This is a genomic window from Lautropia mirabilis, assembly GCF_900637555.1.
Lineage (GTDB): Bacteria > Pseudomonadota > Gammaproteobacteria > Burkholderiales > Burkholderiaceae_E > Lautropia > Lautropia mirabilis.
Genome location: NZ_LR134378.1, coordinates 1,322,220 through 1,346,753 on the forward strand (window position 1 = coordinate 1,322,220; position 24,534 = coordinate 1,346,753).

Here is a 24,534-nt window from a genome sequence, read left to right on the forward strand (position 1 = left end):
CGACTCCGGTCCCATCATCCCGTAGGCGGGGCCTGGCCGGCCCCGGCCGGGCACGCAGCGAGAAGCATCATGGCGAACACGCAGAAAACAGGTCTTTCCTACCGGGATGCCGGGGTCGATATCGATGCAGGTGACGCGCTGGTCGAGCGCATCAAGCCGCTGGCGGCGCGCACGCGCCGCCCGGGCCTGCTCTCGGGTATTGGCGGTTTCGGGGGGCTCTTCCAGGTGCCGGCCGGCTACCGCGAACCGGTGCTGGTCTCGGGTACCGACGGCGTCGGCACCAAGCTGAAGCTGGCCTTTGCGCTGGACGTGCATGACACCATCGGCATCGACCTGGTGGCCATGAGCGTCAACGACATCCTGGTGCAGGGGGCCGAGCCGCTCTTCTTCCTGGACTATTTCGCCTGCGGGCACCTAGACGTGGACACGGCGGCGGCCGTGGTGGGCGGCATTGCCCGGGGCTGCGAACAGTCCGGCTGCGCGCTGCTGGGCGGCGAGACGGCCGAGATGCCGGGCATGTATCCGGACGGCGAGTACGACGTGGCCGGCTTTGCCGTGGGCGTGGTCGAGCGCAGCCAGATCATCGATGGCAGCCGCGTGCAGGTCGGTGACCGACTGCTGGGCCTGGCCTCCAGCGGGCCGCACTCCAACGGCTATTCGCTGGTACGCAAGGTGCTGGAAAAGGCCCTGGGCGAAGTCTCTGCCCAGGCGCTGCAGCAGCCGCTGGAGGGCCGTCCGCTGGCCGAGCACGTCATGGCACCCACCCGCATCTACGTGAAGTCGCTGCTGCCGCTGCTGCGTGATGCCGCGCAACCCATCCATGGCCTGGCGCACATCACGGGCGGCGGACTGGTGGAGAACGTGCCCCGCATGCTGCCCGAGGGGGTGACGGCCCACATGGAAGCGTCGCGCTGGCAGCGCCCGCCGGTCTTCGACTGGCTGCAGCAGCAGGGCGGCATCGACACGGCCGAGATGCACCGCGTGTTCAACTGCGGCATCGGCATGGTACTGGCCGTGGCCCCGGCCGACGTGGCGGCCGTCACCCGGGCACTCACCGAAGCCGGCGAGCAGGTCTTCGAGATCGGTGAGGTGCGCACGCGCCAGCCGGGCGAAGCAGCAGCCGTGGTCGCCTGAGGGGAAAGGGCAGGGTAATTCCTGTCAGCACGGACGACCGCATCGGGTACCCCGCGCCCCGACCAACGGTCGTCCGTTGTTTTTTGCTATCGCTATTATTTCTGTATATATCGATTGCTGGTGTATCGAAAGCGGCCTGACAAGGGGCATTTCCCTCTCACATCAGTCTAACCGCGATGCAGTCGCGTTCACTACGCAGCATCCGGGGTATTGTCTGACGATTTCTCACAAATGCGCGTGCTTTCAGGCACATACCGTCGACCGTTGGCCGGTTCATGCGCCTGACGCTTTGGGTTTTGAGGCATTGGCTACTAGAATCCTCCTCATGAATCGCCGGATTTCCGCTCGCGCAGCTTGCGGGGTGGGCCGGTGCGTTCATCTTTATTCCCGGCCCGTGTCGACTGCTGTCAGTCCGGATCGTTGTCGATCCGGCGGCACTCGGTGCGGGTTTTGATTTTTTACCCCGGACGAGTCCCTGTGCCGCTCCGGACGAATGTCGCGTCAGGACGCGCGTTCGTCGGGTGGCGTGCGGTCTTGTCCAGACCAAGAAGGTGGTGCCATGGAGCAGAGGATCTCCCGGCGACAGTTCTTCAAGGTGACGGGGACCAGTCTCGCTTCTTCCAGCATGGCTCTGATGGGCTTCTCGCCCTCTCAGGCGCTGGCAGAAGTTCGCCAGTTCAAGCTGGCCGAGACCACGGTGGCCCGCCAGACCTGCACGTACTGTTCGGTGGGTTGCGGCATTCTGATGTATTCGTTGGGCGACGGCGCTCGCAATGCCAAGCGTGCTGTCATTCACGTCGAGGGTGACGCAGACCACCCGGTCAACCGCGGCACGCTCTGTCCGAAAGGGGCGGGTCTGCTGGACTTCGTCAACAGTCCCAACCGGCTGAAGTACCCCGAATACCGGGCACCGGGCTCCGATCACTGGCAGCGCATCTCCTGGGATGAAGCGCTTGATCGCATCGCCCGCTTGCTGAAGGACGACCGCGACGCCAACTTCGTTCAGAAGACCGATGATGGCAAGGTGGTCAACCGATGGACGAGCACCGGCATGCTGGCCGCTTCGGCCGCCAGCAACGAAGCCGGCTACATCACCCACAAGGTGGCCCGCAGCTGGGGACTTCTGGCGTTCGACAACCAGGCGCGTGTCTGACACGGCCCGACGGTGGCAGGTCTTGCCCCGACGTTTGGCCGTGGTGCGATGACGAATCACTGGGTCGACATCAAGAATGCCGACGTAGTGCTCATCATGGGCGGCAATGCCGCCGAGGCGCATCCCTGTGGCTTCAAGTGGGTGACCGAAGCGAAGGCGCACAACAATGCGTACTTCATGGTGGTCGACCCGCGCTTCAACCGCTCTGCCGCGGTGGCGGACTATTACGCCCCCCTCCGGTCGGGCAGCGACATCGTGTTCCTGGGCGGGATCATCAACTACCTGCTCACGCACGACCGCATCCATCACGAGTACGTCAAGAACTACACCGACTTCAGCTTCATCGTCCGCGACGATTTCCGCTTTGTCGATGGCATCTTCTCGGGCTACAACGAGGAGACGCGTACTTACGACCGCTCGACCTGGGACTATGAGCTCGGGCCGGATGGCTACGTGCGTACCGATCCCACGCTGCAGCACCCGCGTTGCGTCTATCAGCTCATGAAGAAGCACTACGCGTCCTACACGCCCGAGGCGGTGGAACGTGTGTGCGGCACGCCGAAGGACAAGTTCCTGCACGTGGCCGAGACGCTGGCCTCGACGGCCGTGCCGGGCCGGGCGGCCACCATCATGTACGCGCTGGGCTGGACGCAGCACTCCATCGGGGCGCAGATCCTGCGTACCGGTGCCATGGTGCAGCTGCTGCTGGGCAACATCGGCGTGTCGGGCGGCGGCATGAACGCGCTGCGCGGCCACTCCAACATCCAGGGGCTGACCGACCTGGGTCTGCTCTCGGCCACGCTGACCAGCTACCTGACGCTGCCGCGCGAGGCCGAGCAGGACTACGGCAAGTACATCGCCAAGCGCACCTTGAAGCCGCTGCGGCCGGGTCAGGTCAGCTACTGGCAGCACTATCCGAAGTTCCACGTCAGCCTGATGAAGTCGTGGTACGGCGACAAGGCGACCAAGGAGAACAACTGGCTGTTCGACTACCTGCCCAAGCTCGACAAGGAGTACGACATGCTCCAGATCTTCGAGATGATGAACGAGGGCACGGTCAACGGCTACCTGGCGCAGGGCTTCAACCCCATCGCCTCGCTGTCCAACACCGGGCGGGTGCGCAGTGGTCTGTCCAAGCTGAAGTTCCTGGTCATCATGGACCCGCTGGCCACCGAGACCTCCGAGTTCTGGCGCAACTTCGGCGAGTTCAACGACGTCGATACCGCCAGCATCAAGACCGAGGTCTTCCGGCTGCCCACCACCTGCTTCGCCGAGGAGGACGGTTCCATCGTCAGCTCGGCGCGGGTGCTGCAGTGGCACTGGAAGGCGGCCGAGCAGCCGGGTGAGGCACGTCCGGACATCGCCATCATGGCGGCGCTGCACCTGCGTCTCAAGGAGCTGTACGCCAAGGAAGGCGGCGTGTTCCCCGATCCGATCCGCGACCTGGACTGGAGCGGCTATGCACGTCCGGAAGAGCCCACGCCTGAAGAACTGGCCATGGAGTACAACGGCCGGGCGCTGAAGGACGTGACCGATCCGAAGGACCCCACCAAGGTCATCCGCAAGGCTGGCCAGCAGCTGGCGGGCTTCGGTGAATGCCGCGACGACGGTTCCACCGCCAGCGGCTGCTGGATCTGGGCAGGCTGCTGGACCGAGGCCGGCAACCAGATGGGCCGGCGCGACAACTCCGACCCCACCGGCATCGGCAACACGCTGAACTGGGCATGGGCCTGGCCGGCCAACCGGCGGGTGCTGTACAACACGGCATCCACCGACCTGAACGGCAAGCCCTACAACCCGGACCGCGTGCTGGTGGAGTGGAACGGCAGCAAGTGGGTCGGTGCCGACATCCCCGACATGGCGCCCACGCTGGCACCGGAATCGGGGGCAGGGCCGTTCATCATGAACCCGGAAGGGGTGGCGCGCTTCTTCTCGCGCCAGGGCATGGCCGAAGGGCCGTTCCCCACCCACTACGAGCCGTTCGACACGCCGCTGGGCTACAACCCCATGTACCCGAACAATCCGAAGGCGACCTCGTCGCCGGCGGCCCGGGTGTTCAAGCCGATCTGGGAAACCTTCGGCAAGCCCGAGGAGTTCCCGCACGTGGGTACCACCTACCGGCTGACCGAGCACTTCCACTACTGGACCAAGCACGCGCTCATCAATGCCTCCCTGCAGCCCGAGCAGTTCGTGGAGATCGGCGAGGCGCTGGCCCAGGAGCTGGGCATCAAGGCGGGTGACAAGGTGAAGGTGTCCTCCAAGCGCGGCTTCATCAAGGCCGTGGCGGTGGTCACCAAGCGCATCCGGCCGCTCAAGATCGACGGCAAGACGATCCACCACGTGGGCATTCCCATCCACTGGGGGTTCAAGGGCATGACCCGGCCGGGCTTCCTGGCCAACACGCTGACGCCGTTTGTGGGTGATGGCAACAGCTTCACGCCTGAGTTCAAGTCCTTCCTCGTGAAGGTCGAGAAGATCTGAGGAGCTGAAACATGTCGATGCAATCACTCGATATCAAACGCCTGTCAGCCACCACCACCACGCCACCCCAGGTGCGTGAACCGCGTTCCGGCGAGATCGCCAAGCTCATCGATGTCTCCAAGTGCATCGGGTGCAAGGCGTGTCAGTCGGCCTGCATGGAGTGGAACGATCTCCGGCCCGACATCGTGGAAACACCGTTCGGGCCGGAGGTGGTCAGCACCACCAACGGCACGTACAACAACCCCACCGACCTGAACGGCAACACCTGGACGGTGATGCGGTTCACCGAGTACGAGAACGACGCCACCGGCAACCTGGAGTGGCTGATCCGCAAGGACGGCTGTATGCACTGTGCCGAGCCGGGCTGCCTGAAGGCCTGCCCGTCGCCGGGTGCCATCGTGCAGTACACCAACGGCATCGTGGACTTCCACGAGGAGAAGTGCATCGGTTGCGGCTACTGCATCACCGGCTGCCCGTTCAACATCCCGCGCATCTCCAAGAAGGACAACAAGGCCTACAAGTGCACGATGTGTTCCGACCGGGTGGCGGTGGGTCTGGAGCCTGCGTGCGTCAAGACCTGCCCCACGGGTGCCATCGTCTTCGGTACCAAGGAGGCCATGAAGGACCACGCCGAGACCCGCATTGCGGATCTGAAGCGGCGCGGTTTCGAGAATGCCGGCCTGTACGATCCGGAAGGGGTGGGGGGTACGCACGTCATGTACGTGCTGCACCACGCCGACAAGCCGTCCATCTACGCCAACCTGCCTGAGAAGCCCCAGATCAGCCCGATGGTGACGGTCTGGAAGGGCGTGGCCAAGCCGCTGGCCATGGTGGCCATGGGCGCGGCCATGCTCGGCAGCCTGTTCCACTTCATCACCAAGGGCCCCAACTCGGTGTCCAAGGAGCTGGAGGACGAAATGGATGCCGAGGACCGCGAGCTGGCCCGTCAGGCAGCGGCTGCCAAGCAGCAGCAGGCATCGTCCGGTGCCCAATCCGGCAAGGAGGTCTGATCCATGCAACGCAACCCACGCGACATCGTTCGCTACAACGCTTCCGAGCGGCTCAACCACTGGATCGTCGGCTTTTTCTTCATCGCTCTGGTGCTCACGGGGCTGGCGATGTTCCATCCGGCCTTCTTCCCGCTCACCCAGCTCTTTGGTGGCGGCCCGTGGACGCGGATCCTGCATCCGTACTTCGGTGTCGGCATGGCCTTCTTCTTCATCATCATGGCGGCGCGCTTCTGGAAGCTCAACTACATCGAGAAGCGTGACATCCGGTGGCTGATGGACATCAAGAAGATGGTCGACGGCAACGACCATGACATGCCGGAGCAGGGCAAGTACAACGGGGGCCAGAAGGTGCTGTTCTGGGGCCTGGTGGTGTGCATGCTGGCGCTGGTGGTCAGCGGCGTGATGATCTGGCGCGCCTGGCTGGATCTGCCCGTCTTCTGGGAGCGGGTGGGCGTACTGGTGCATGCCACGGCCGCCTTCTGCATGATCATGCTGATCATCATGCATGTCTATGCCGCCATCTGGACCAGCGGCACCATCCGCGCCATGTTCTACGGTACCGTCACCCGCGCGTGGGCCAAGCAGCACCACCGCGCCTGGTACCGCAAGATGACAGGCGACAACCGCTGAGGCTGGCTGGCCGCGCAGCATTGTTCTGCGTCGGCCAAAGCGGCTATGATCCCTGCAGCGTGCCGTGAACACCTGGGCCGCCCTTGCCGGCGCCCGCGTGTCCACGGCACGCCCCGCATTCAAACCAGGGAAATTCATGTCGCAGCGCATTCTCCAGCCGGGTGAGATCGAAGCTCTCGATCGCACCGCCTTTCCTCGCATCATCCTCCCCCAGCCAGCCACGCGACTGCGTGAGCGCGCAGCACGCCTGCGCCACCTGGCCGAAGGCAGCCCCATGGGCCCCTTCCTGCGCTATCTGGCCCGACTGGTCGACGCCCAGCATGCCGCGCTGGACGCCGTGCCCGACATGCCCCAGCCTGACGCAGAGCGGCTTGACCGCGCCCAGCGCCACGCCATGCCGCTGTGGCAACTGCCGGCCGACATCGATCCTGCCTGGAAGCCGGTCATGCGCGCCATCGTCGGGCATCTGCAGCAGGGCCCGGGCGCCGAAGAAGCCAATGACGTGGAACGTCAGGTGCTGGCCGAGCTTCAGAACCTGGACGACGCGGCACTGGGCCATCTGCTGGCCAGCCTGTGGAGCAACGAGCATCTGAACGACAGCCAGCGCGTGCGCGCCCCGGTGGTGATGGCCGCCGTGCAGGTGGTCATGATGAGCCGCGCTGCGCGGCTGGACCTCAAGACCCTGCCTTTCGTCGATCCCCCCACCATCTGCCCCGTGTGCAGCAGCTCGCCGCTGGCCAGCGTCGTGCACATCGGCGGTCAGGAAGAAGGCCTTCGCTACCTGCATTGCTCCATCTGCGAGACGGAGTGGCACATGGTGCGCGTCAAGTGCAGCAACTGCGCCTCCACCGAAGGCATCAGCTATCGCCGGCTTGAATCCGTGGATACCCCGCTGATGTCACGCGAGGATCTGGTGAAGAACCCGATGGTCGGTGCACAGCGCGCTGCCGTGCCCTGCATGGCCGAGCTTTGCGGCAAGTGCGGCTGCTACAGCAAGATCTTCGACCTGAGAAAGGATCCCACCATCGAGGTGCTGGCCGACGACCTGGGGACCCTGATGCTGGACATGATGATGGGCCAGGACGGGCATCCGCGTGCCGGGGCCCATCCCTTCCTCTTCCCCGAAGATGAGGCCGGCGACGGCGGAAGCGGGGCAGGGCAGACGGGCACGCCATCGCTCCCGCCCGCTCAAGAAGACGGCCACAGGACCACACACTGATGGCAGGGCGCGACATTCCGGCTGGCCACGTGGCACCCGATGGGGTGCGTCAGTCGGCGCAGGCGCCTGCCGGCAACGGCCCTGGCCAGGGCGTGCAGCCGACCCTGCCTTCGGTGGATGCGCTGCTGCGCCTGCCGGGCATGCAGCCCCTGCTGGACGAATACGGCCACACTCGCACCGTGGCTGTCATCCGTGACCTGCTGGCCGAGGCGCGTAGCGCCTGGCGCGGACAGGACGCAGGTGGACAGGGCACAGCAAAAGCCGGGGACGCCTCGGCCGGCCGTGCGCAGCCATCCACGGCCGGTGGCGGGCTTCCCTCTACCGACGAGGCCTGGACGGCCCGGGTGGAAGAGATCCTGCGCCGTCAGCTGGCCCCGCGCCTGCGCGAGGTCTTCAACCTCACGGGCACCGTGCTGCACACCAACCTGGGGCGTGCGCTGCTGCCGGATGAAGTGGCCCAGGCCGTGGCACGGGCTATGACCACGCCTGCCAACCTGGAATTCGATCTGGACAGCGGCGGACGCGGCGACCGCGACGACCTGGTGAGCGGCTGGCTGCGCGAACTGACCGGGGCCGAAGACGCCACCATCGTCAACAACAATGCCGCTGGCGTGCTGCTGATGCTCAACAGCCTGGCACGTGGCAAGCAGGTGGTGGTCTCGCGGGGCGAGCTGGTCGAGATCGGCGGCGCCTTCCGCATTCCGGACATCATGTCGCGCGCCGGCGCCAAACTGGTGGAGGTGGGCACCACCAACCGCACCCATCCGGCCGACTACGCCGGCGCCATCACTCCGCGCACCGCCATGCTCATGAAGGTCCACACCAGCAACTATGCGGTGCAGGGCTTCACCCGCAGCGTGTCCGAGGTCGAGGTGGCCCACATCGCGCACGAGGCCGGCCTGCCCATGGCCGTGGACCTGGGCAGCGGCACCCTGGTGGACCTGTCCCGCTGGGGGCTGCCGCGTGAGATCACCGTGCAGGAGACCGTGGCCGCCGGCGCCGATCTGGTGAGCTTCAGCGGTGACAAGCTGCTGGGCGGCCCGCAGGCCGGCTTCATCGTCGGTCACCGGGATCTCATTGCGCGCCTGAAAAAGAACCCGCTCAAGCGCGCGCTGCGCGTGGGCAAGATCACCCTGGCGGCCATCGAGGCGCTGCTGCGCCTGTACATGGTGCCCGAGCGCCTGCCCGAACGGCTGACCACGCTGCGGCTCTTCATCCGCCCGCAGGCCGACATCCGCCGTCAGGCCGAGCGCCTGCTGCCTGGCATGCAGGCTGCGTTGGCGCCTGTCTGGACCGTCACCGTCGAGCCCATGTTCAGCCAGATTGGCAGCGGTGCGCTGCCGGTGGATTCGCTGCCCAGCTGCGGCCTGGTCATCCGCTGCGCCGACGGCAAGCGTGCCGGCCGCCGCCTGAAGGCCCTGGCAGCCCGCCTCCGGGAACTGCCACGCCCCGTCATCGGCCGTGTGGCCGACGACGCCGTGTGGCTGGACCTGCGCTGCCTGGACGAGGCCGACGAAGGTACGTTCGCGCAGCAATGGCAGCAGCTGGAGAACACACCATGATGATCGGGACCGCCGGGCACATCGACCACGGCAAGACCTCGCTGGTCCGGGCACTGACCGGCACCGACACCGACCGCCTGCCCGAAGAGAAGAAACGCGGCATGAGCATCGAGCTGGGCTATGCCTTCCTGGCGCCCAGCGATGATGGGCCGGCGGTGGGGAAGGGTAGCGTTGCGCCTGCTGCTACGGCTGGTCAAACCGAGGTCGTGCCCGCGTTCGGATTGCCCCGCGAACCCATCGCCTTCATCGACGTGCCCGGCCACGAAAAGCTGCTGCACACGATGATTTCCGGCGCTACCGGCATCGACTTCGCCCTGCTGCTGGTGGCGGCCGACGACGGCGTGATGCCGCAGACCCGCGAGCACCTGGCCGTCCTGTCGCTGCTGGGCATCGACCGCGGCGTGGTGGCCATCACCAAGATCGACCGGGTGGATGAAGCCCGCGTGCAGGAGGTGGCCCAGCAGGTGACAGCGCTGCTGGCCGACACGCCCCTGGCCCATGCGCCCATCATCCCCGTTTCGGCCACCCGCGGTGACGGCGTGGTCGAATTGCGCCAGCTGCTGCGCGCCGAGGCGGCGCGGCTGGATGCCGCGCATGGTGCGCACGGGGTCGCAGACCCCCATGGTTCCGACAGCCCCGTTTGGGCCGCGGCGGCCACAGAACCTGCCGAAACCACGACAGATACCAACGTAGACACCACCGCCGAAACCACTGCAGCACTTCCGGCCCAGGCAGGCTTCCGCCTGGCCATTGACCGCGTGTTCAGCCTGGACGGCGTGGGCACCGTGGCCACCGGCACCGTGCATGCCGGCCGTGTGCAGGTGGGCGACGTGCTGCAGCAGCTGCCCGATGGCCCGAAAGAGCTGCGCGTGCGCTCGCTGCACGCCCAGAACCGCAGCACCGACGCGGCCCACGCCGGCCAGCGCTGCGCCATCAATCTGGCCGGCGTCGAGCGCGACCAGCTGCAGCGGGGCCACTGGCTGGCCCAGCCCGGCATCGCTTCGGTCTCTGACCGGCTGGATGTGGAGCTGCACCTGTGGCATGCCGAACCCCGGGCGATCCGCAGCGGTACCCGCGTGCATGTCCACCTGGGTACCACCGCCAGCCCGGCCGCCGTGGCCGTGCTGGACGCTGACACCCTAGCCCCGGGCTGCACGGGTCTGGCGCAGCTGGTGCTGCCGCAGCCCCTGGCCGCCTGGCATGGCGACCGGCTGATCCTGCGCGATGCGGCCGGCCAGCGCATCATCGGTGGTGGCCGTGTGCTGGATTCCCGTGCGCCGGTACGCTACCGCCGCACCCCACAGCGCCTGCAGCTGCTGCAGGCCCTGCAACGCCCGGCGCTGCGCGACCGCCTGGCGGGCCTGCTGGAGGCCTGCGAACATGGCGTGGACTTGCGCCAGTGGCAGCAGGTCTTTGGCCTGGCCAGCGTGGCGGCCTTTGATGCCAGCCTGCAGACCCTGCCGCATCGTCGCCTGGCCGGTGACTTCATCATCGGCGAGCCCACTTGGCAGCATCTGCGCCGTACCGTGCTGGACACACTGGCCGCCTACCACCAGAACGCCACCGACGAGATCGGCCCCGACGCCGCCCGCCTGCGCCGCCTGGCACGCCTGCGCATGGACGACGCCCACTGGCGTCTGCTGCTGGATGCCTTGGTGAAGGAAGGCAGCGTGGCCCAGAGCGGCGCCTTCGTCCACCTGCCCGAACACGGCAGCCAGCTGGCCGCTCGTGACGAAACCCTGCTGCAGCGCCTGACCCCGCACCTGATGGAAGCTGGCGCCCAGGGCGCCTGGGTGCGTGACCTGGCCGAACATATTGGCGAGCCCGCCGCCAACCTGCGCCCCGCCATGGCCCGCCTGGCCCGCAGCGGCCACCTCTATCAGGTGGTGAAGGACCTGTATCTGGACGCTGCCACGGCAGCCCGGCTGGCCGCGCTGGTGCGGCAGCTGGCGCTGGAGAACAAAGAGCCTGCGGCATCGGATTCGGCCGAGGTGCAACGGGCGAGCAACCCCCTTCCCATCCTGACCGTGGCCAGATTCCGTGACGCCAGCGGCCTGGGCCGCAAGCGCGCCGTGCAGATGCTGGAGTTCTTCGACCGCATTGGCCTGTGCCGCCGTGTGGGGGACACGCACGTGCTGCGGCTGGAAAGTGAGGTGTTCAAGGGATCCTCTGAATAAGTCCTGCATCCGTTACGGGGATACGACGGCCACGGGGACTTGTTCAGAGGCTCCCCAGCAGTTTCGTGCCACAATCACCGTCTTTGCACCACCGGAGGGAACACGATCCCGGTGGGTCGGCCGGGCTTCAAACCCGGTGGGTGGCGCCATGCGTCGCCGGGTGGGTTCGACTCCCATTTCCCTCCGCCACCGAGCAAGCACATGGCAAACCATCGCGGTCCGGTGGGCGTCGAGGCCATCGGTGATTTCGATACCCTCGTCGACGCCCGTTCCCCCTCCGAATACGCCCTCGACCACCTGCCCGGCGCCGTCAATCACCCCGTCCTGAATGACGAGGAACGCGCCCTGGTCGGCACCATCTACAAGCAGAAGAGCGCCTTCGAGGCACGCCGCATCGGCGGTGGTCTGGTGGCCGCCAACCTGGGCCGCCACTGGGCAGAAGCCTTCGCCGACAAGCCCGAAAGCTGGCGCCCCCTGGTGTACTGCTGGCGCGGCGGCCTGCGCAGCGGCTCCATGGTCACCTGGATGCGCATGACCGGCTGGGACGCCCAGCAGCTCAAGGGCGGCTACAAGGCCTTCCGCCGCCACGTCGTCGAAAGCCTGCCCCCGCTCATCCACGGCCTGCGCCTGGTGGTGCTGTGCGGCCAGACCGGCACCGCCAAGACCCGCATCCTGCAGGCTATGGCCGCCCAGGGCGCCCAGGTGCTCGATCTCGAAGGCATGGCCCGCCACAAGGGCTCCATGCTGGGCGCCTGGCCCGGCCAGCCCCAGCCGCCCCAGAAACAGTTCGAGACCCAGCTCTACACCGCGCTGAAGCGCCTGGATCCCTCCCGTCCCGTCTACACCGAAAGCGAGAGCGCCCGCATCGGCAGCATCAGCCTGCCGCTGGACATGGTGGCCCACCTGCGCGCCAGCACCGATCTGGTGGAGATCGACGCCAGCCCCGAATCCCGCCTGGACTTCCTGCTGCGCGACTACGCCTACCTGGGCGACGATCCCGCCGCCTTTGCCGACCTGCTGGGCCGTTTCAAGCAGCTGCAGGGCAACGAGACCATCACCCGCTGGCAGGCGTGGGCCCAAGAAGGCAACTTGCCCGAACTGTTTGCCGAGCTGATGAGCCGCCACTACGACCCGCAATACAGCCGTTCGCTGGGCCGCAACTTCAGCCACTGGGACAAGCGCCATACCGTGCAGGCCGACGACCTGTCGGACGCGGGAATCGCCAGGCTGGCCGAGACGGTGCGGGGTTTGTTCGAGGGGTGAGCTGACTGAGCGGCCGCCTGGCCTTCACTCAACGAAGGTAGGGCGGCATGTCGATCCCGTTCTGTTCCCTGTATTCCCGGACCTCTTCCATGATTTCCGGGTCATCTGGCTGCTCCGTGCCGAAGATCGGAATGCCATGGGTGTGCAGGAATATCGCCATCTCACAAAAGCTCTTGCCCGCCATGCGTGCGGCCCGGGACAACGGGATTGTCCTGTTGTAGAAGAGGCACATGATCTCGGCCATTTCAGGGCTGACGTCCGCGCGACTGTAGTCCGGTTTGATGATCATGGTGACACCCCCGCGATGGTGAAGCATGGGCTTCCTGCGCGATGGGGTTTGGCGCTGCTTTTTCGGCTGATGCATACGAGTCCTGCGGGTAGAAGCCGCGCGGCTGGGTGTTTGGTTTTGTACAATATGTACAATTCTAGCCTGAAGAGGATCCCCCCGTGCGCACCATCACTGCCAGCAAGGCCCGCCAGGGCTTTGCCGAGCTTCTGGAATCCGTCGATCAGGGGCCTGTGGTCATAGAGCGCCAGCGCAGGGGCGTGGCCGTGGTGATGTCGGTGGCTGAATACTGGCGGCTGCGTCAGGTCGACAGTGCTGCACAGGCATGGGCGCCTGCTCAGCCTGAAGCGCAGGGTACAAGCCCCGCTGGGTGCCTGGAGGAGGGCGCTGGTGCTGGCTACAAGGTGACGGAAAAGGCCGCTGCCGGTATGCCCGTGCAACGGGAAGGCAGAAAGCGGCAGATGGGAACCCTGAAGGGACAGCTGACCATCCCCGAGGACTTCGATCGCTGGCTGGAAGACGAGATCCAGGCGCTGTTTGCCGGTCAGGAGTCGTCCGAGGCCGAGCTTCTGCATTCCGTCGGGAAGGCGAAATGAAAGCGCTCTGCGACACGCATGTCCTGCTGTGGTACCTGGAGGGCAGGCAGGAGATGTTCTCTCCCAGGATCCAGGCCTTTCTGATGGATGAGCGCAATACCCTGTGCTTCAGCGATGCCAGCATCTGGGAACTGGCCATCAAGGCCGGCCTGCGGAAGGATCTTTTCCCGCATGATCCACAGCGAATCGTGGATGAGTTGCTGGATCAGGGCTTTGAAGAGACGCGCATTCGCCTGCGGCACATCGTGGCCGTCCAGCGGTTGCCACTGCTGCATCGGGATCCGTTTGACCGTCTGTTGATGATGCAGGCAGAAATCGATCGGATGCTCTTTCTGTCAGCGGACAGTCAGATCATGCAGTACCAGAAAGAATACGTTGTCGATGTTCGGGCGTGATTCGTGTTCAGCCGTCATGGTGCAAGGTGTCGGCCAGATCACGCTTCCTCTCCTCGTACAGAAACCTGCCATCGTTCATCCATAGGTCAGCCACCACAGGCCACCTTGCCTGCCCCGCAGCACGTCAGTAGCCCGCTTCAGCGTGCACTGACAGGAACGTTCCTGCTGGCCTCAATGAACCGCATCACCTCATCGCCCAACCCAACGCGCAGGCAATCCAGCCGCAGGTCCACGGGCAGCGAGCGCAGCCAGGTGAGCTGGCGCTTGGCCAGCTGGCGGGTGGCGGCCACGCCGGCCTCGAAGAGGGTGTCGGGTGTGCGTTCGCCATCCAGCATCTGCCACACCTGACGGTAGCCGACGGTGCGCATGGCCGGCAGTTCGGCGTGCAGTTCGGGGCGGGCGTGCAGGTGCTTCACTTCGTCGATGAAGCCGTGTTCCAGCATCTGCGCAAAGCGCTGGGCAATGCGAGCATGCAGCTGGCTTCGATCACCCGGTTCCAGACTGACGATACGGATGTCGGGATGGGCCTTGGGCTTCTGGCCGGCGGCGTGCAGGGTGGACAGGGGCTGGCCGGTGATCTCGATGATTTCCAGCGCGCGCTGGATGCGCTGGGCGTCGGTGGCGTGCAGGCGCTGGGCGGTGATCGGATCCAGCGTGGCCAGGCGCTGGTGCAGGTAGGGCCAGCCGTGCTCGGCCGCTTCTGCATCCAGCCGGGCGCGGATGTCGGGACGGGCGCCGGGCAGGTCGTCCATGGGATGCAGCAGCGTGCGCGCATACAGCATCGTGCCACCCACCAGCAGTGGCAGGCGGCCGCGTGCCTCGATCTCGTCGATAAGCCGCCAGGCATCGGTGGCAAATTCCGCAGCACTGTAGCTCTGCACCGGATCGCGGATATCGATGAGGTGATGAGGCGCCGAACTTCTTTCTTCGGCAGTGGGCTTGGCGGTGCCGATGTCCATGTCGCGGTACACCAGCGCAGAGTCCACGCTGATGATCTCCACCGGCAGGTGTCTTGCCAGTTCCAGCGCCAGCGCGGTCTTGCCGGAGGCGGTGGGGCCCAGCAGCATCAGGGCGCGCATGCTCATTGCCCCCGCATGAACCAGCGGTCCAGCTCTTCCAGCGTCAGCCGGAACCACGTGGGGCGGCCGTGGTTGCAGAAATCCGCGTCGGGCGTGGCTTCCATGTCGCGCAGAAGGGCGTTCATCTCGGGCAGGGTCAGGGCGCGGTTGGCGCGTACCGAACCATGGCACGCCATGGTGGCCAGCAGGCGGTCCAGGCGCTTTTCCAGCGCGTTATGCTGTGCGGGCGCCTGCCAGGCGGCCAGCACTTCGCGGGCCAGCTTCTCGGGGTTGGCGCGCGACAGCAGGGCAGGTACGCTGGTGACGGCGAGGGTGTCGGGGCCACGCACTTCCAGGTCGATGCCCAGATCGCCCAGGGAGTCGGCGTCGTCGGTGACGGTGGCCACGTCCAGTTCGGTGGCCTGGAAGACGGCGGGAATCAGCAGCGGCTGTCGGGCGATCCGATGGTCGCGGTGGGCTTTCTTCAGGCGCTCCAGCACGATGCGCTCGTGCGCGGCGTGCATGTCCACGATGATCAAACCATCCGCCGTCTGCGACAGGATGTAGATGCCGTGCAGCTGGGCCAGGGCAAAGCCCATGCGGGGCGTGTGCGCCAGTGGTGGGGTGTCCGGCGCGGGAGCCGTGGATGTGGATGGTGTAGAGCCGGCAGTGCTCGCTGTACCCGAGGCTCCACCGGCAATCCCGTCTGCCATGGCGCTTGCCATGGTGCCTGCCGTGGTGGCAGCGGCGGGAGGCACGATGCCGGGCGCAGATCCCGCGGTCTCAGCCGTGGCGCTACCCGTCACGCCAGGCCAGCCGGGGCGTACCTCGGCGGCATGAGGGGCAGGGGTTGCCAAGGTGGTATCTGCCGATGACCCTTCCGCACGGCCAACTGGGGACGTGCCCGTGTCGTCCGAGGGGGCAGCACGCAGTTCCACCTGCTGCCAGTCGGGGGCAGGCTGACGATGTGGCGCCTGGAAGGCCAGACTGGCGCGATTGGCCGCCACATCGTGTGCCGGGCTGTGGTGGGGCGCGCGGGGGCCCGCGGTGTCATGGGCCTGCACATGGCGGGCCATGGGAAGGCTGCCAGCGCCAGGGCGCCCGCCAGGGGCAGCGGCGGGCTGGTGCCCCGGCAGGGTACGGACCGTGTGCCGGTCGGAGGTGTAGCCGCTGACATCCGTGCCGGCGCCCATGCCCGATCCACCGGCCAGTTCGATGGTGCGGCTGGCGCCCTGACGCTGCTGGGGCAGGGTGGCGGCCAGCGCGTTCTCGATGGCATGAAAGACCAGGTGGCGCACGGCGCCGGGATCGCGGAAGCGGACCTCGGTCTTGGCAGGGTGGACGTTGGCGTCCACCAGCGTGGGGTCGATGGTCAAAAAGAGTGCAAAGACGGGGTAGCGCTCGCCGTGCAGGCGGTCGCGGAAGGCCTGGCGGATGGCCTGGGCCAGCATGCGGTCGCGCACGAAGCGGCCGTTGACGAACAGGTATTGCCGGTCGCTGCGGGCGCGGGCGGCGTCCGGTTCGCCCAGCAGGCCTTCCACGGCCAGCGGACCGGCCTGGGCCGAGACGGGCAGCAGCCGCGCACCGTCGCCCACCAGGTTCTCGATGCGCTGGGCGGGCGTGGTGGCGGGCCAGCGGCGCACTTCGCGGCCGTCCTGATGGACGACGAACTGCACGGCCGGGTGCGACAGGGCAATGCGCCGGATGGCGTCCAGGCAGTAGGCGGCCTCGGTGGCCGGCGACTTCAGGAACTTGCGCCGCGCCGGGGTGGCCGAGAACAGGTCGATGACCTCGATGACGGTGCCGGGAGCGATGGCGGCGGGCTCGGGCGGCGGAGCGGCCTGGCCGGGCTGCACGTCCACTTTCCAGCCGTGTTCGGCGGCCAGCGGGCGGCTGGCCAGGGTCAGGCGCGAGACGGCGGCCATCGAGGCCAGGGCCTCGCCCCGGAAGCCCAGCGAGGTGACATGCTCCAGGTCGGCCAGCGAGGCAATCTTGCTGGTGGCGTGCCGGGCCAGGGCCAGCGGCAGCTGGTCTTTCTCGATGCCCCGGCCGTTGTCGATGACCTGAAGCCGGCGCAGACCGCCTTCCTCGATGCGGATCTCGATCTGGCTGGCCCCGGCATCCAGCGCGTTCTCCAGCAGCTCCTTGATGGCGGAGGCAGGGCGCTCGATGACCTCGCCGGCGGCGATCTGGCTGATCAGCACGTCGGGCAGCAGGGCAATGGGGCGGGTGGGCCCGGCGCCGGATGCGGCGGGCAGGGGGAACTGGCTGGCGGGCGTGGACATATCCGACGAGGGCGCAGGAGGCATCCGCCATTATTGCAGAGCCGCCCGCGGGCCGGGTGTCGACGCATGTGACAGGGGTGTCATGCCGGTGTCCGTCTGCGGCGTCGTGTCATCTCAGCTGGCGGAAAACCCCTCGGGTAAACTGTGCATCCTCTATCGTCTGCCTGGAAAACTCCACTCATGGATTTCTCTGCCTTGCTCGACATCTTTCTGCATCTGGACAAGCACCTGGAAATGGTGGTGCAGAACTACGGCGTCTGGGTCTATGCGCTGATGTTCGCCATCATCTTCATCGAGACAGGGCTGGTGGTGATGCCTTTCCTGCCGGGAGACTCGCTGCTGTTCGTGGCCGGTGCCATCGCGGCTGTGGGCGGACTGGATCTGCCCTTGCTGATGGGCCTGCTGGCCGTGGCCGCCGTGCTGGGCGATGCCGTGAACTACTCCATTGGCCGCTACATCGGTCCGAAGGTGTTCAGCTGGGAAGACAGCCGCTTCTTCAACCGCGAGGCCTTCGACCGCACGCACGCCTTCTATGAGAAGCATGGTGGCATCACCATCATCGTGGCGCGCTTCATGCCCTTCATCCGCACCTTCGCGCCCTTCGTGGCGGGGGTGGCACAGATGACCTATGCGCGCTTCGCGATGTTCAACATCGTGGGCGGCGTGCTGTGGGTGGTCGGCCTGTCGGGCCTGGGCTATCTCATCGGCAACAACGACTGGGTCAAGGCCCATTTCTCGTGGGTGACGCTGGCGATGATCATCATCCCCGGCCTGCCTGCCGTCTTCGAGGTGGTGCGGCACTACCTCAACCGCCGGAAGCAGAAGGCTGCCTGACGACGTGGTGGCCAGCCGCGGCTGGCCCGTCGGCAGAAAGCGGAAAGGGCGCCTGTGGCGCCCTTTTTCTTTCACGTCATGCTCAGGTCATGCGGGCCGGCCCATGTGGTGGGCTGGCCCGCTTCTCTTGGGTTTTCCGAGCCGGAACCATCCGGCTTGCCCCGGTACCTGCATGCCCACGGTCGGCCCCGAGGGGGCCGAGGCAGGTGCAGGCTCAGAACGACCAGTTCGGGTAGTACTTGATTTCCACGCTGCCGGCGTAGACGTTGCTCGACTTGTCGGCATTGGCCCGGTTGTTGTGGCGGAAACGGCTGGACGGCATGAAGACGCCGCCGGCCACTTCCACGCGCCACTGCTTGGTCGGCCGCCAGCCCCAGACGATGTCGATGCCGTTGCCCAGTGCGCGCTTGTTCAGCTGGTCGCCGCGGGGGCGCAGGTTGCTACGGTCGCTTCCCAGGGCACCCACCTTGTCCTGCCGGTAGTGGTGGAACACTAGGTCCAGGGTGCTCTTTTCCATGGGGGCAAAGCCCACGCCGGCCGTCAGCACATGCAGGTTGGAGAGCTGTGGGTCCAGTGCCACGCCATAGACCTCGAAGTCCATGATGTTGCCCAGCTTGGCCTTGTTGTTCTGCAGGCCGCTCTGGCGGTGGGCGTTGTCCTTGCCATTGCCGTCGTCGCCACTGCCCCAGGCATAGCCGAGGGTGGCACGTGGCGCCCACTCGCTCTGTTCGTCCAGGAACCAGGTGGCGCCCAGGTCGATGGCCTCGCCCAGCACGCTGCGGCCGCCTTCATGGCCGCTGACCAGGCTCACCATGGCCCAGTGCTGCATGCCTTTCTTGGGCATGTTCTGCGAGCCGGCGGCCACATGCGTGAGACGCCGATCGGTGCGGTCGTTGTTCTGGTGCAGGGCTTTCAGCAGCAGCTGGTGGGTGTCGGAAAGCCGGTAGGTGCCCAGGGCCGCCAGGTAGTCGGTACCGTCACTGCGTCTTTCGCGGCTGCTCAGCAGATCACGGTCCCACTGACCCACGCGGGCGTAGAAGGCGACCACCTGCCAGGGGCCCTGTTCGAGGGTGCCTTCCACGCCGTCGAACTCGGTGTCGAAGAACCAGCCACGATCATCGGTGCGGGAGACGCGGCCCAGGCGCAGACGGGCACCGTATTCCTGAAGTTGTGCTTCGCCGTACAGCTGCTTGACCTTCAGCACGGTGTCGTGATTGGTGTTCCTGCCCGTCTCGCGCTCGGTGGCATCTTCCAGTTCCAGTTCGCCCGCAATCCCCCAGCGCCGGTCGAACTGCCAGCGGCCTGCGAGCCTGGCCTCGGGGGTGATCTCGGTTTTGGTGCGAATGTCGCGGGCAGCCAGCTGGCGGTTGCGCAGAAACTCGGTCTCGAAGGACAGGCGCGAGCGCAGCTGGAGGCCGGGCTCCTGCCATTCGATGGGTTTCTCGGCGTGGGCGCCGGGGACCAGGGTCGCGCTCAGCGCAAGGGCAAGCAGGGAGCGGGCCATGAAGGGGACGGCATGACGAGGCTGTTGTGCCCGCTCGTGTGGTCGGGTCTCGAGAACGGTGGTTCGCATGCGAATATCTCCGAGTCTGGTGAGTTGTTGAATGACTTCAGGAAAGAGGCCGGTCCATCTGGCCGTTGCATCCCGCCGGTACGCATGCATTCATGCCAGCAGCGCACCGGCGCGCGGGATTCGTCGTTGTTTCTGTGGTCGATGTCCCTGTTCAGGGGAAGGGTCTCAGGGGCGCAGCTGTGCCTCGCAATATTCCAGGAGTGGCAGGGTGGTGTGGTGCCGATCGGGGAAACGGGTCGACAGGTAGATGTGTCGTGCCAGTGCCAGCAGCGTCCAGCCGGTGGGCGTGCGCTCGTTCACCTGGGGCGAGTCCTGCAGGAAGGCCTCAAGCAGTGCGTCCTGGTGCGGGCGCAGGGCGTAGATGTCGCCGTGGTGACGCAGTCCGTCCTCCATCAGGTGCGCGATGAAGTTGCCCACGTCCAGCGCGGGATCCCCTTCGCAGAACAGGTCCAGGTCCAGCCAGTACAGCTGCTCGCCATCGACCAGCACCTGGTCGGCATAGCAGTCACGGTGGATGCCGGTGGTTGGGTTGGGCAGCAGATGCGCTCCCAGTCGCTGCGTGGCCGGAATGAGGGCCTCGATGCGCCCAGCCCACTGGGGACGCAGCGCAGCGGCCTCACGCAGGCGCTGGTGCAGCATCTGCAGCTCATCATCCAGTGTCCAGCGTTTCGTGATCAGGGGGCGGACAGTAACCGACTGAACCGGTGCGCCATGGGAGGCCGAGCCGGCCGCTGCTGCCTGAGGGGGAGCGGATGCCGGGTTGCCATGGGGCAGGAACGAGGCTTCCGACGCCTGGAGCAGGTGGGCGCCCGCATGGTGCAGCGCGGCCAGGGCCCGACCAATGCGCGTGGCCAGCTCTGTGCTGCTGCCGGGGCGCAGCAGCGGCGTGGCCATCACGCCGGGAACCTTGCGCTGCAGCCACAGCTTCTGCTCGGGCAGGATGGCCAGTGCCTCGGGGACGCCCAGCCAGGGCAGGCTGAAGCCGCGTGCATGTAGCGCCTGCTGCACCCGGAAGCCGTGACGGTCAGCGCCCTTGAAGCGCAGCTTGCCCAGCAGGATCTGCTCCTGGCCATCGGTGACCGACGAGGGGAGCAGCCGGTACTCCAGCAGGGCACGACGGCCGGCCTTGTGGCGCAGCACCTGCACCGGCTGGAGTGTCCAGGCGTCAGGGCGCAGATGCAGGGCATCCAGCAGCAGCGGCTGCATCAGGGACACGTCGGTCTGGGGCCAGGTGGCGGGATCATCCGATGACGCCGAGGGCGCCGCGGAGGATGCGGAAGGCGCTGCTGAAGGGGTGTCGTGCGCGCTTGGCTGTGCGTCCTTCACGGAGGCCGTGCCCTGTGGGGCGGGCCCGCCATGCACGCCGGTCGCTTCAGGACGTTCCTGCGGGGCTTGGGCCTGTCCTCCGGTGCGGCCCGCCGGCGGGGCAAGCGGCTGCAGCCGGCCGGCCAGGTGCTGGGCAACCTGCAGGATCTGCTGCATCAGCATCGGCCAGTCAGCACGGCGACGACGAAAGCCCTCGGGCATCATGCGCAGCAGGTGGGCCACCGTGTGCCAGCCGGCGCGTTTGCGGTCCTCGAAGGAGAGGATCCGGCCATGGCCTTCCAGCAGGGCCTCGCGTGCCGCCTCCAGCAGCTCCAGACTTTCCTGAACGGGGCGTGAGGTGCTGTCGATGGAGGGCGCAGCGGTGAATGCGGGGTGATTCCAGTCTTGTTCGGCCGTGCCGTCGTCCGCGGACAGCGGGTCCAGCGGGATGAAGGGACGGTGGCGCTGCAGGTGCTGCACGACGAGCCGGGCCAGCAGCGAGCCGAAGTCAGCCATCGGGTCGCCCCAGGCGGCACTGTCCCAGTCGATGATGAGGATCTGGCCCAGGTCGTTGCGCACCAGCTGTTCCAGCGACATGTCGCCGTGGGTGATGCGCGGCTGCCAGATGCCCTGTTGCAGGGCCAGAGTGGTCCGGGCGCACAGGGTACGGACCTCGTCGGCCAGCTCGGGCTGCAGGTAGGCCAGGGTGGTGCAGGCCTGCTGCAGGGCGTCGATGTCGTGCGCGGTGTGACGCTGGACGGGATGCGGGGCGCTGGTCTGATGCAGGTTCGACAGCAGCTGGCCCACGTCGGTCAGCAGGGACAGATCGGCCGCCTCAATGGCAAAGCGGCGTGCCGTTACGGATGGGGCGGCGTCGGCCACCGACAGCGGATCCGGGGTGATGACAGGCAGTTCGGCGGCAAACAGCTGGTCCAGGCTCTGGCCGGCCAGCCAGGGCAGCACCAGACAATGCCGGGCTGCATCCACGGCCAGCAGCGGCGTGGACTGGACTGTCTGGGCCAATTGGGCACCGGCCAGTGTGGCCTCGAAGTCATGCTCGATGCAGGCACGCAGCAGGCCACGGGGCCGACCGTCCTGCTGCAGTCGCATCACCAGCCGCCGTTCGGGCTTGTAGCGCAGAACCTGACCGAACAGGCGGCTGTCGTACAGGGTGGCGGGGGCATCCTGCAGAAGGCCTGTCGTGCCGTGGGGCGCCGGCCAGGGGCGGAAGTCGTCCGGCAGCGAATGATGGCCGGTGAGCATGTCGGGGTCGTGCAGCAGGCTCGCCAGGGCCGTGATGCGCCGGTCGTGAACGGCGCTGGCCAGCAGCAGGTGCCAGGCAGGTAGCACATGCGCCGAGAAGCGGCCGTCACGGGCGCTGCGTTTCAGCAGGCGCCGCGACTGATATGGCCAGGCGGTGCTGTCGCGGGGCAGCACGCGGGCAAAGGCGTGCTGCGAGCGGCCCAGCACGTCGAAGACCCGCAGCCCGGCCAGGCAGCCTGTACCGGGCTTGTAGCGCAGGTAGTCGATACGGATGCGGGAGATGTCGGCTGCCGGCAGCTGCAGCTGCACCACATCCAGCAGCGCCTGCTCGTCCAGCAGCAGCGACAGGCCGGGCATGTCGGGTTCCTGCCCGAGCAGGGCCTGTTCGGTCTCGATCTTCATGCATCGCTCCCGGTGTCGGCCAGCGCGGCCTTGGCCTGCAGGTCGCCCACGGCCTGGCGATGTATCTGCCACAGGGCCGCGTAGGGACCATCGTTCTTCAGCAGCTCCGCGTGGGTGCCGGATTCGGCAATGCCGCCCTGGTCCACGTAGACGATCCGGTCGGCCTGCGATGCCAGATCCAGATCGTGGGTGATCATCAGCGCCGTGCGCCTGTCGATGAGGCGGGTGATGGCGTGGCGCACCACGGCCTCGCTGGCGCGATCCAGTCCGGTGGTGGGCTCGTCCAGCACCACGATGGGGCAGCGGCGCAGGGCCAGTCGGGCGATGGCCAGACGCTGGCGCTGGCCGCCTGACAGCGTGGCGCCGCGCTCGCCGATGACCGTGTCGTAGCCTTCGGGCAGTGCCGTGATGAAGTCGTGTGCATTGGCCAGCTTGGCAGCCTCGATGATCTCGGCATCGCTGACCTTGCGGCCGGCGGCGCAGGCCAGGTTGTCGCGGATGCTGGAGGCAAACATCAGCGCATCCTGCGGCAGCAGGCCGATCTGGCGGCGCACGCTGGCCGTCTTCCATTCGCGGATGTCGTGGCCGTCGATCTCGATGCGGCCTTCCTGCGGATCGTAGAGGCGCAGCAGCAGCACCGACAGCGTGGACTTGCCGATGCCCGAGGGGCCCACGACCGCGACGTGCTCGCCGGCATCCAGCTGCAGGTCCAGTCCCTTGAAGACGGGGCGTGCACCGTCTTCATAGGCAAAGTGCAGGTTGCGGAAGGCGAGCTGGCCGCGGAAGGCCGGGGCAGACCGCGCATCCGGGCGGTCTGCGATGTCGGGCGATTCCTCCAGGATGTCGGAGATGCGCTCGGCCGAGGCCAGGGCCTTGGAGAGGCGTCCGGCGTACTTGGCGTACTCGCGCACCGGGCGCATGGAGTTCTTCAGGTACGAGATGAACACCAGCAGATCGCCAGCCGTGAGCGAGCCGGCGATCACCTGCAGCGCGCCCTGCCACAGCACCAGGGCCGTGGCGCAGGCCACCAGCAGGTCGATGGAGCGCTCCAGGCCGGCCGAGAGCCGCTTGGTGTTCATGTCGGCGTTGGCGGCCTGGCCGTCATTGCCGCGGAACATGCGCGAGAAGCCTTCTTCCAGCGCCAGCGACTGTACGGTGCGGATGGCCGACATCGATTCGGTTGCCGTGGCGGCCAGCGATCCTTCACGGGTACGCTGACGACGGCTGGCCTCGTGGATGAGCCGGCTGCTGCGCTTGGCCGACAGCCACATCACCGGCAGCGGGATGAGCGAGATCAGCGCCAGCTGCCAGTTCAGCACGAACATCACCCCGAACATGCCCACCAGGATGAAGACGTTGGCCATCATCGGCAGCAGGGCCGAGACCGTCACCTCGCGAAGCTGGCCCACGTCGTTGACCAGGCGCAGCGCCAGGTCGCCGCTGCGCTGGCGTTGATGGAAGGCCAGCGACAGGCGCAGCAACCGGTTGTAGAGCACGTTGCGGACCTTGCTGAGCACTTCGTTGCCGATGCGCGCAAAGCCCACGGTGGACAGGAAGCCGGCCAGCGCCCGCAGGGCGGCAAAGGCCACCACCGCCACGGCCGAGAGCCAGACGATTTCCATCGTCTCCAGGCTGCCCAGCCACTGGCCCAGCGCCTTGTGGCCGTTCTTCGGGTCGCCCAGCACGTGGTCCACCACGAAGGCCAGCGGCCAGGGTTCGGCCAGCCGCATCAGGGTGCTGAGCAGCAGTGCCGCCAGCGAGCCGGCCAGCAGCGGCCCCTGTCCCTTCATGAAGGGACGGAAGCGTTTCAGGACACGGCGGATGGGGCTGCCGGTGGGGCGTGTGTCTTTCTGGGGCACGGGAAAAAGGGCTCCTCTTGCGACGGGCTTGAACGTGGGCAATCCGGGG

General features: G+C 66.9%; 17 protein-coding genes and 1 tRNA gene. 12 read left to right on the forward strand and 6 right to left on the reverse strand.

Annotated features, from left to right (window positions below; all coding sequences use genetic code 11):
- The first annotated feature begins 69 nt into the window (after positions 1-69).
- From purM to mnmH, 9 genes are all read left to right on the forward strand, one after another.
- Positions 70-1,134: a phosphoribosylformylglycinamidine cyclo-ligase gene (gene purM, locus EL249_RS05360; protein WP_005673859.1), complete on the forward strand. Its 1,065-nt coding sequence runs from the start codon at positions 70-72 to the stop codon at positions 1,132-1,134.
- A 559-nt stretch (positions 1,135-1,693) separates the two neighbouring features.
- Positions 1,694-4,768 carry a formate dehydrogenase-N subunit alpha gene (gene fdnG / locus EL249_RS05370; protein WP_083799512.1) on the forward strand — a complete coding sequence of 1,025 codons (3,075 nt, stop codon included), beginning with the start codon at positions 1,694-1,696 and terminating at the stop codon, positions 4,766-4,768.
- Positions 4,769-4,779: 11 nt separating this feature from the next.
- Positions 4,780-5,778, forward strand: coding sequence for a formate dehydrogenase subunit beta (gene fdxH, locus EL249_RS05375; RefSeq protein WP_005673855.1), 999 nt, complete (start codon positions 4,780-4,782; stop codon positions 5,776-5,778).
- Positions 5,779-5,781: 3 nt separating this feature from the next.
- Complete coding sequence (locus tag EL249_RS05380; RefSeq protein ID WP_005673854.1) at positions 5,782-6,408, forward strand: formate dehydrogenase subunit gamma; 627 nt, start codon at positions 5,782-5,784, stop codon at positions 6,406-6,408.
- Positions 6,409-6,544: 136 nt separating this feature from the next.
- Positions 6,545-7,627, forward strand: a complete 1,083-nt coding sequence (gene fdhE, locus EL249_RS05385; protein WP_005673853.1) for a formate dehydrogenase accessory protein FdhE — start codon at positions 6,545-6,547, stop codon at positions 7,625-7,627.
- Positions 7,627-9,189: an L-seryl-tRNA(Sec) selenium transferase gene (gene selA / locus EL249_RS05390; protein ID WP_005673852.1), complete on the forward strand. Its 1,563-nt coding sequence runs from the start codon at positions 7,627-7,629 to the stop codon at positions 9,187-9,189. Before fdhE ends, selA begins: the two co-directional genes overlap by 1 nt.
- On the forward strand, positions 9,186-11,366 hold the full coding sequence (gene selB, locus EL249_RS05395; RefSeq protein WP_005673850.1) for a selenocysteine-specific translation elongation factor: 2,181 nt from the start codon (positions 9,186-9,188) through the stop codon (positions 11,364-11,366). Before selA ends, selB begins: the two co-directional genes overlap by 4 nt.
- A gap of 93 nt (positions 11,367-11,459) precedes the next feature.
- A tRNA-Sec gene (locus EL249_RS05400) sits at positions 11,460-11,555 on the forward strand.
- 12 nt (positions 11,556-11,567) lie between these two features.
- Positions 11,568-12,629 carry a tRNA 2-selenouridine(34) synthase MnmH gene (gene mnmH / locus EL249_RS05405; protein WP_005673849.1) on the forward strand — a complete coding sequence of 354 codons (1,062 nt, stop codon included), beginning with the start codon at positions 11,568-11,570 and terminating at the stop codon, positions 12,627-12,629.
- Positions 12,630-12,657: 28 nt separating this feature from the next.
- Here mnmH and EL249_RS05410 read toward each other — a convergent pair whose 3' ends face one another.
- Entirely contained in the window at positions 12,658-12,918 is a 261-nt protein-coding gene (locus EL249_RS05410; RefSeq protein ID WP_126348101.1) for a hypothetical protein, read from the reverse strand.
- Between the two features lie 158 nt (positions 12,919-13,076).
- On the opposite strand from EL249_RS05410, the gene EL249_RS05415 reads away from it, so the two are divergent.
- Entirely contained in the window at positions 13,077-13,511 is a 435-nt protein-coding gene (locus EL249_RS05415) for a type II toxin-antitoxin system Phd/YefM family antitoxin (RefSeq protein WP_005673846.1), read from the forward strand.
- Complete coding sequence (locus tag EL249_RS05420) at positions 13,508-13,906, forward strand: type II toxin-antitoxin system VapC family toxin (protein ID WP_005673844.1); 399 nt, start codon at positions 13,508-13,510, stop codon at positions 13,904-13,906. The genes EL249_RS05415 and EL249_RS05420 overlap by 4 nt, the downstream gene beginning before the upstream one ends.
- 137 nt (positions 13,907-14,043) lie before the next feature.
- On the opposite strand, the gene miaA is transcribed toward EL249_RS05420, so the two are convergent.
- Together miaA and mutL are read right to left on the reverse strand one after the other, a co-directional pair.
- Positions 14,044-14,991, reverse strand: coding sequence for a tRNA (adenosine(37)-N6)-dimethylallyltransferase MiaA (miaA, locus tag EL249_RS05425; RefSeq protein WP_005673842.1), 948 nt, complete (start codon positions 14,989-14,991; stop codon positions 14,044-14,046).
- Complete coding sequence (gene mutL / locus EL249_RS05430) at positions 14,988-17,273, reverse strand: DNA mismatch repair endonuclease MutL (protein WP_083799511.1); 2,286 nt, start codon at positions 17,271-17,273, stop codon at positions 14,988-14,990. The genes miaA and mutL overlap by 4 nt, the downstream gene beginning before the upstream one ends.
- A gap of 156 nt (positions 17,274-17,429) precedes the next feature.
- Between mutL and EL249_RS05435 the strand changes: the two genes are divergently transcribed.
- Positions 17,430-18,083: a DedA family protein gene (locus tag EL249_RS05435; RefSeq protein ID WP_005673840.1), complete on the forward strand. Its 654-nt coding sequence runs from the start codon at positions 17,430-17,432 to the stop codon at positions 18,081-18,083.
- 214 nt (positions 18,084-18,297) lie between these two features.
- On the opposite strand, the gene EL249_RS05440 is transcribed toward EL249_RS05435, so the two are convergent.
- From EL249_RS05440 to EL249_RS05450, 3 genes are all read right to left on the reverse strand, one after another.
- Complete coding sequence (locus tag EL249_RS05440; RefSeq protein ID WP_169311685.1) at positions 18,298-19,656, reverse strand: alginate export family protein; 1,359 nt, start codon at positions 19,654-19,656, stop codon at positions 18,298-18,300.
- Between the two features lie 165 nt (positions 19,657-19,821).
- Positions 19,822-22,626 (reverse strand): phosphotransferase, encoded by a 2,805-nt coding sequence (locus EL249_RS13350; RefSeq protein WP_005673838.1) that lies wholly within the window; start codon positions 22,624-22,626, stop codon positions 19,822-19,824.
- On the reverse strand, positions 22,623-24,485 hold the full coding sequence (locus EL249_RS05450; RefSeq protein ID WP_005673837.1) for an ABC transporter ATP-binding protein: 1,863 nt from the start codon (positions 24,483-24,485) through the stop codon (positions 22,623-22,625). The genes EL249_RS13350 and EL249_RS05450 overlap by 4 nt, the downstream gene beginning before the upstream one ends.
- Positions 24,486-24,534 lie beyond the last annotated feature (49 nt).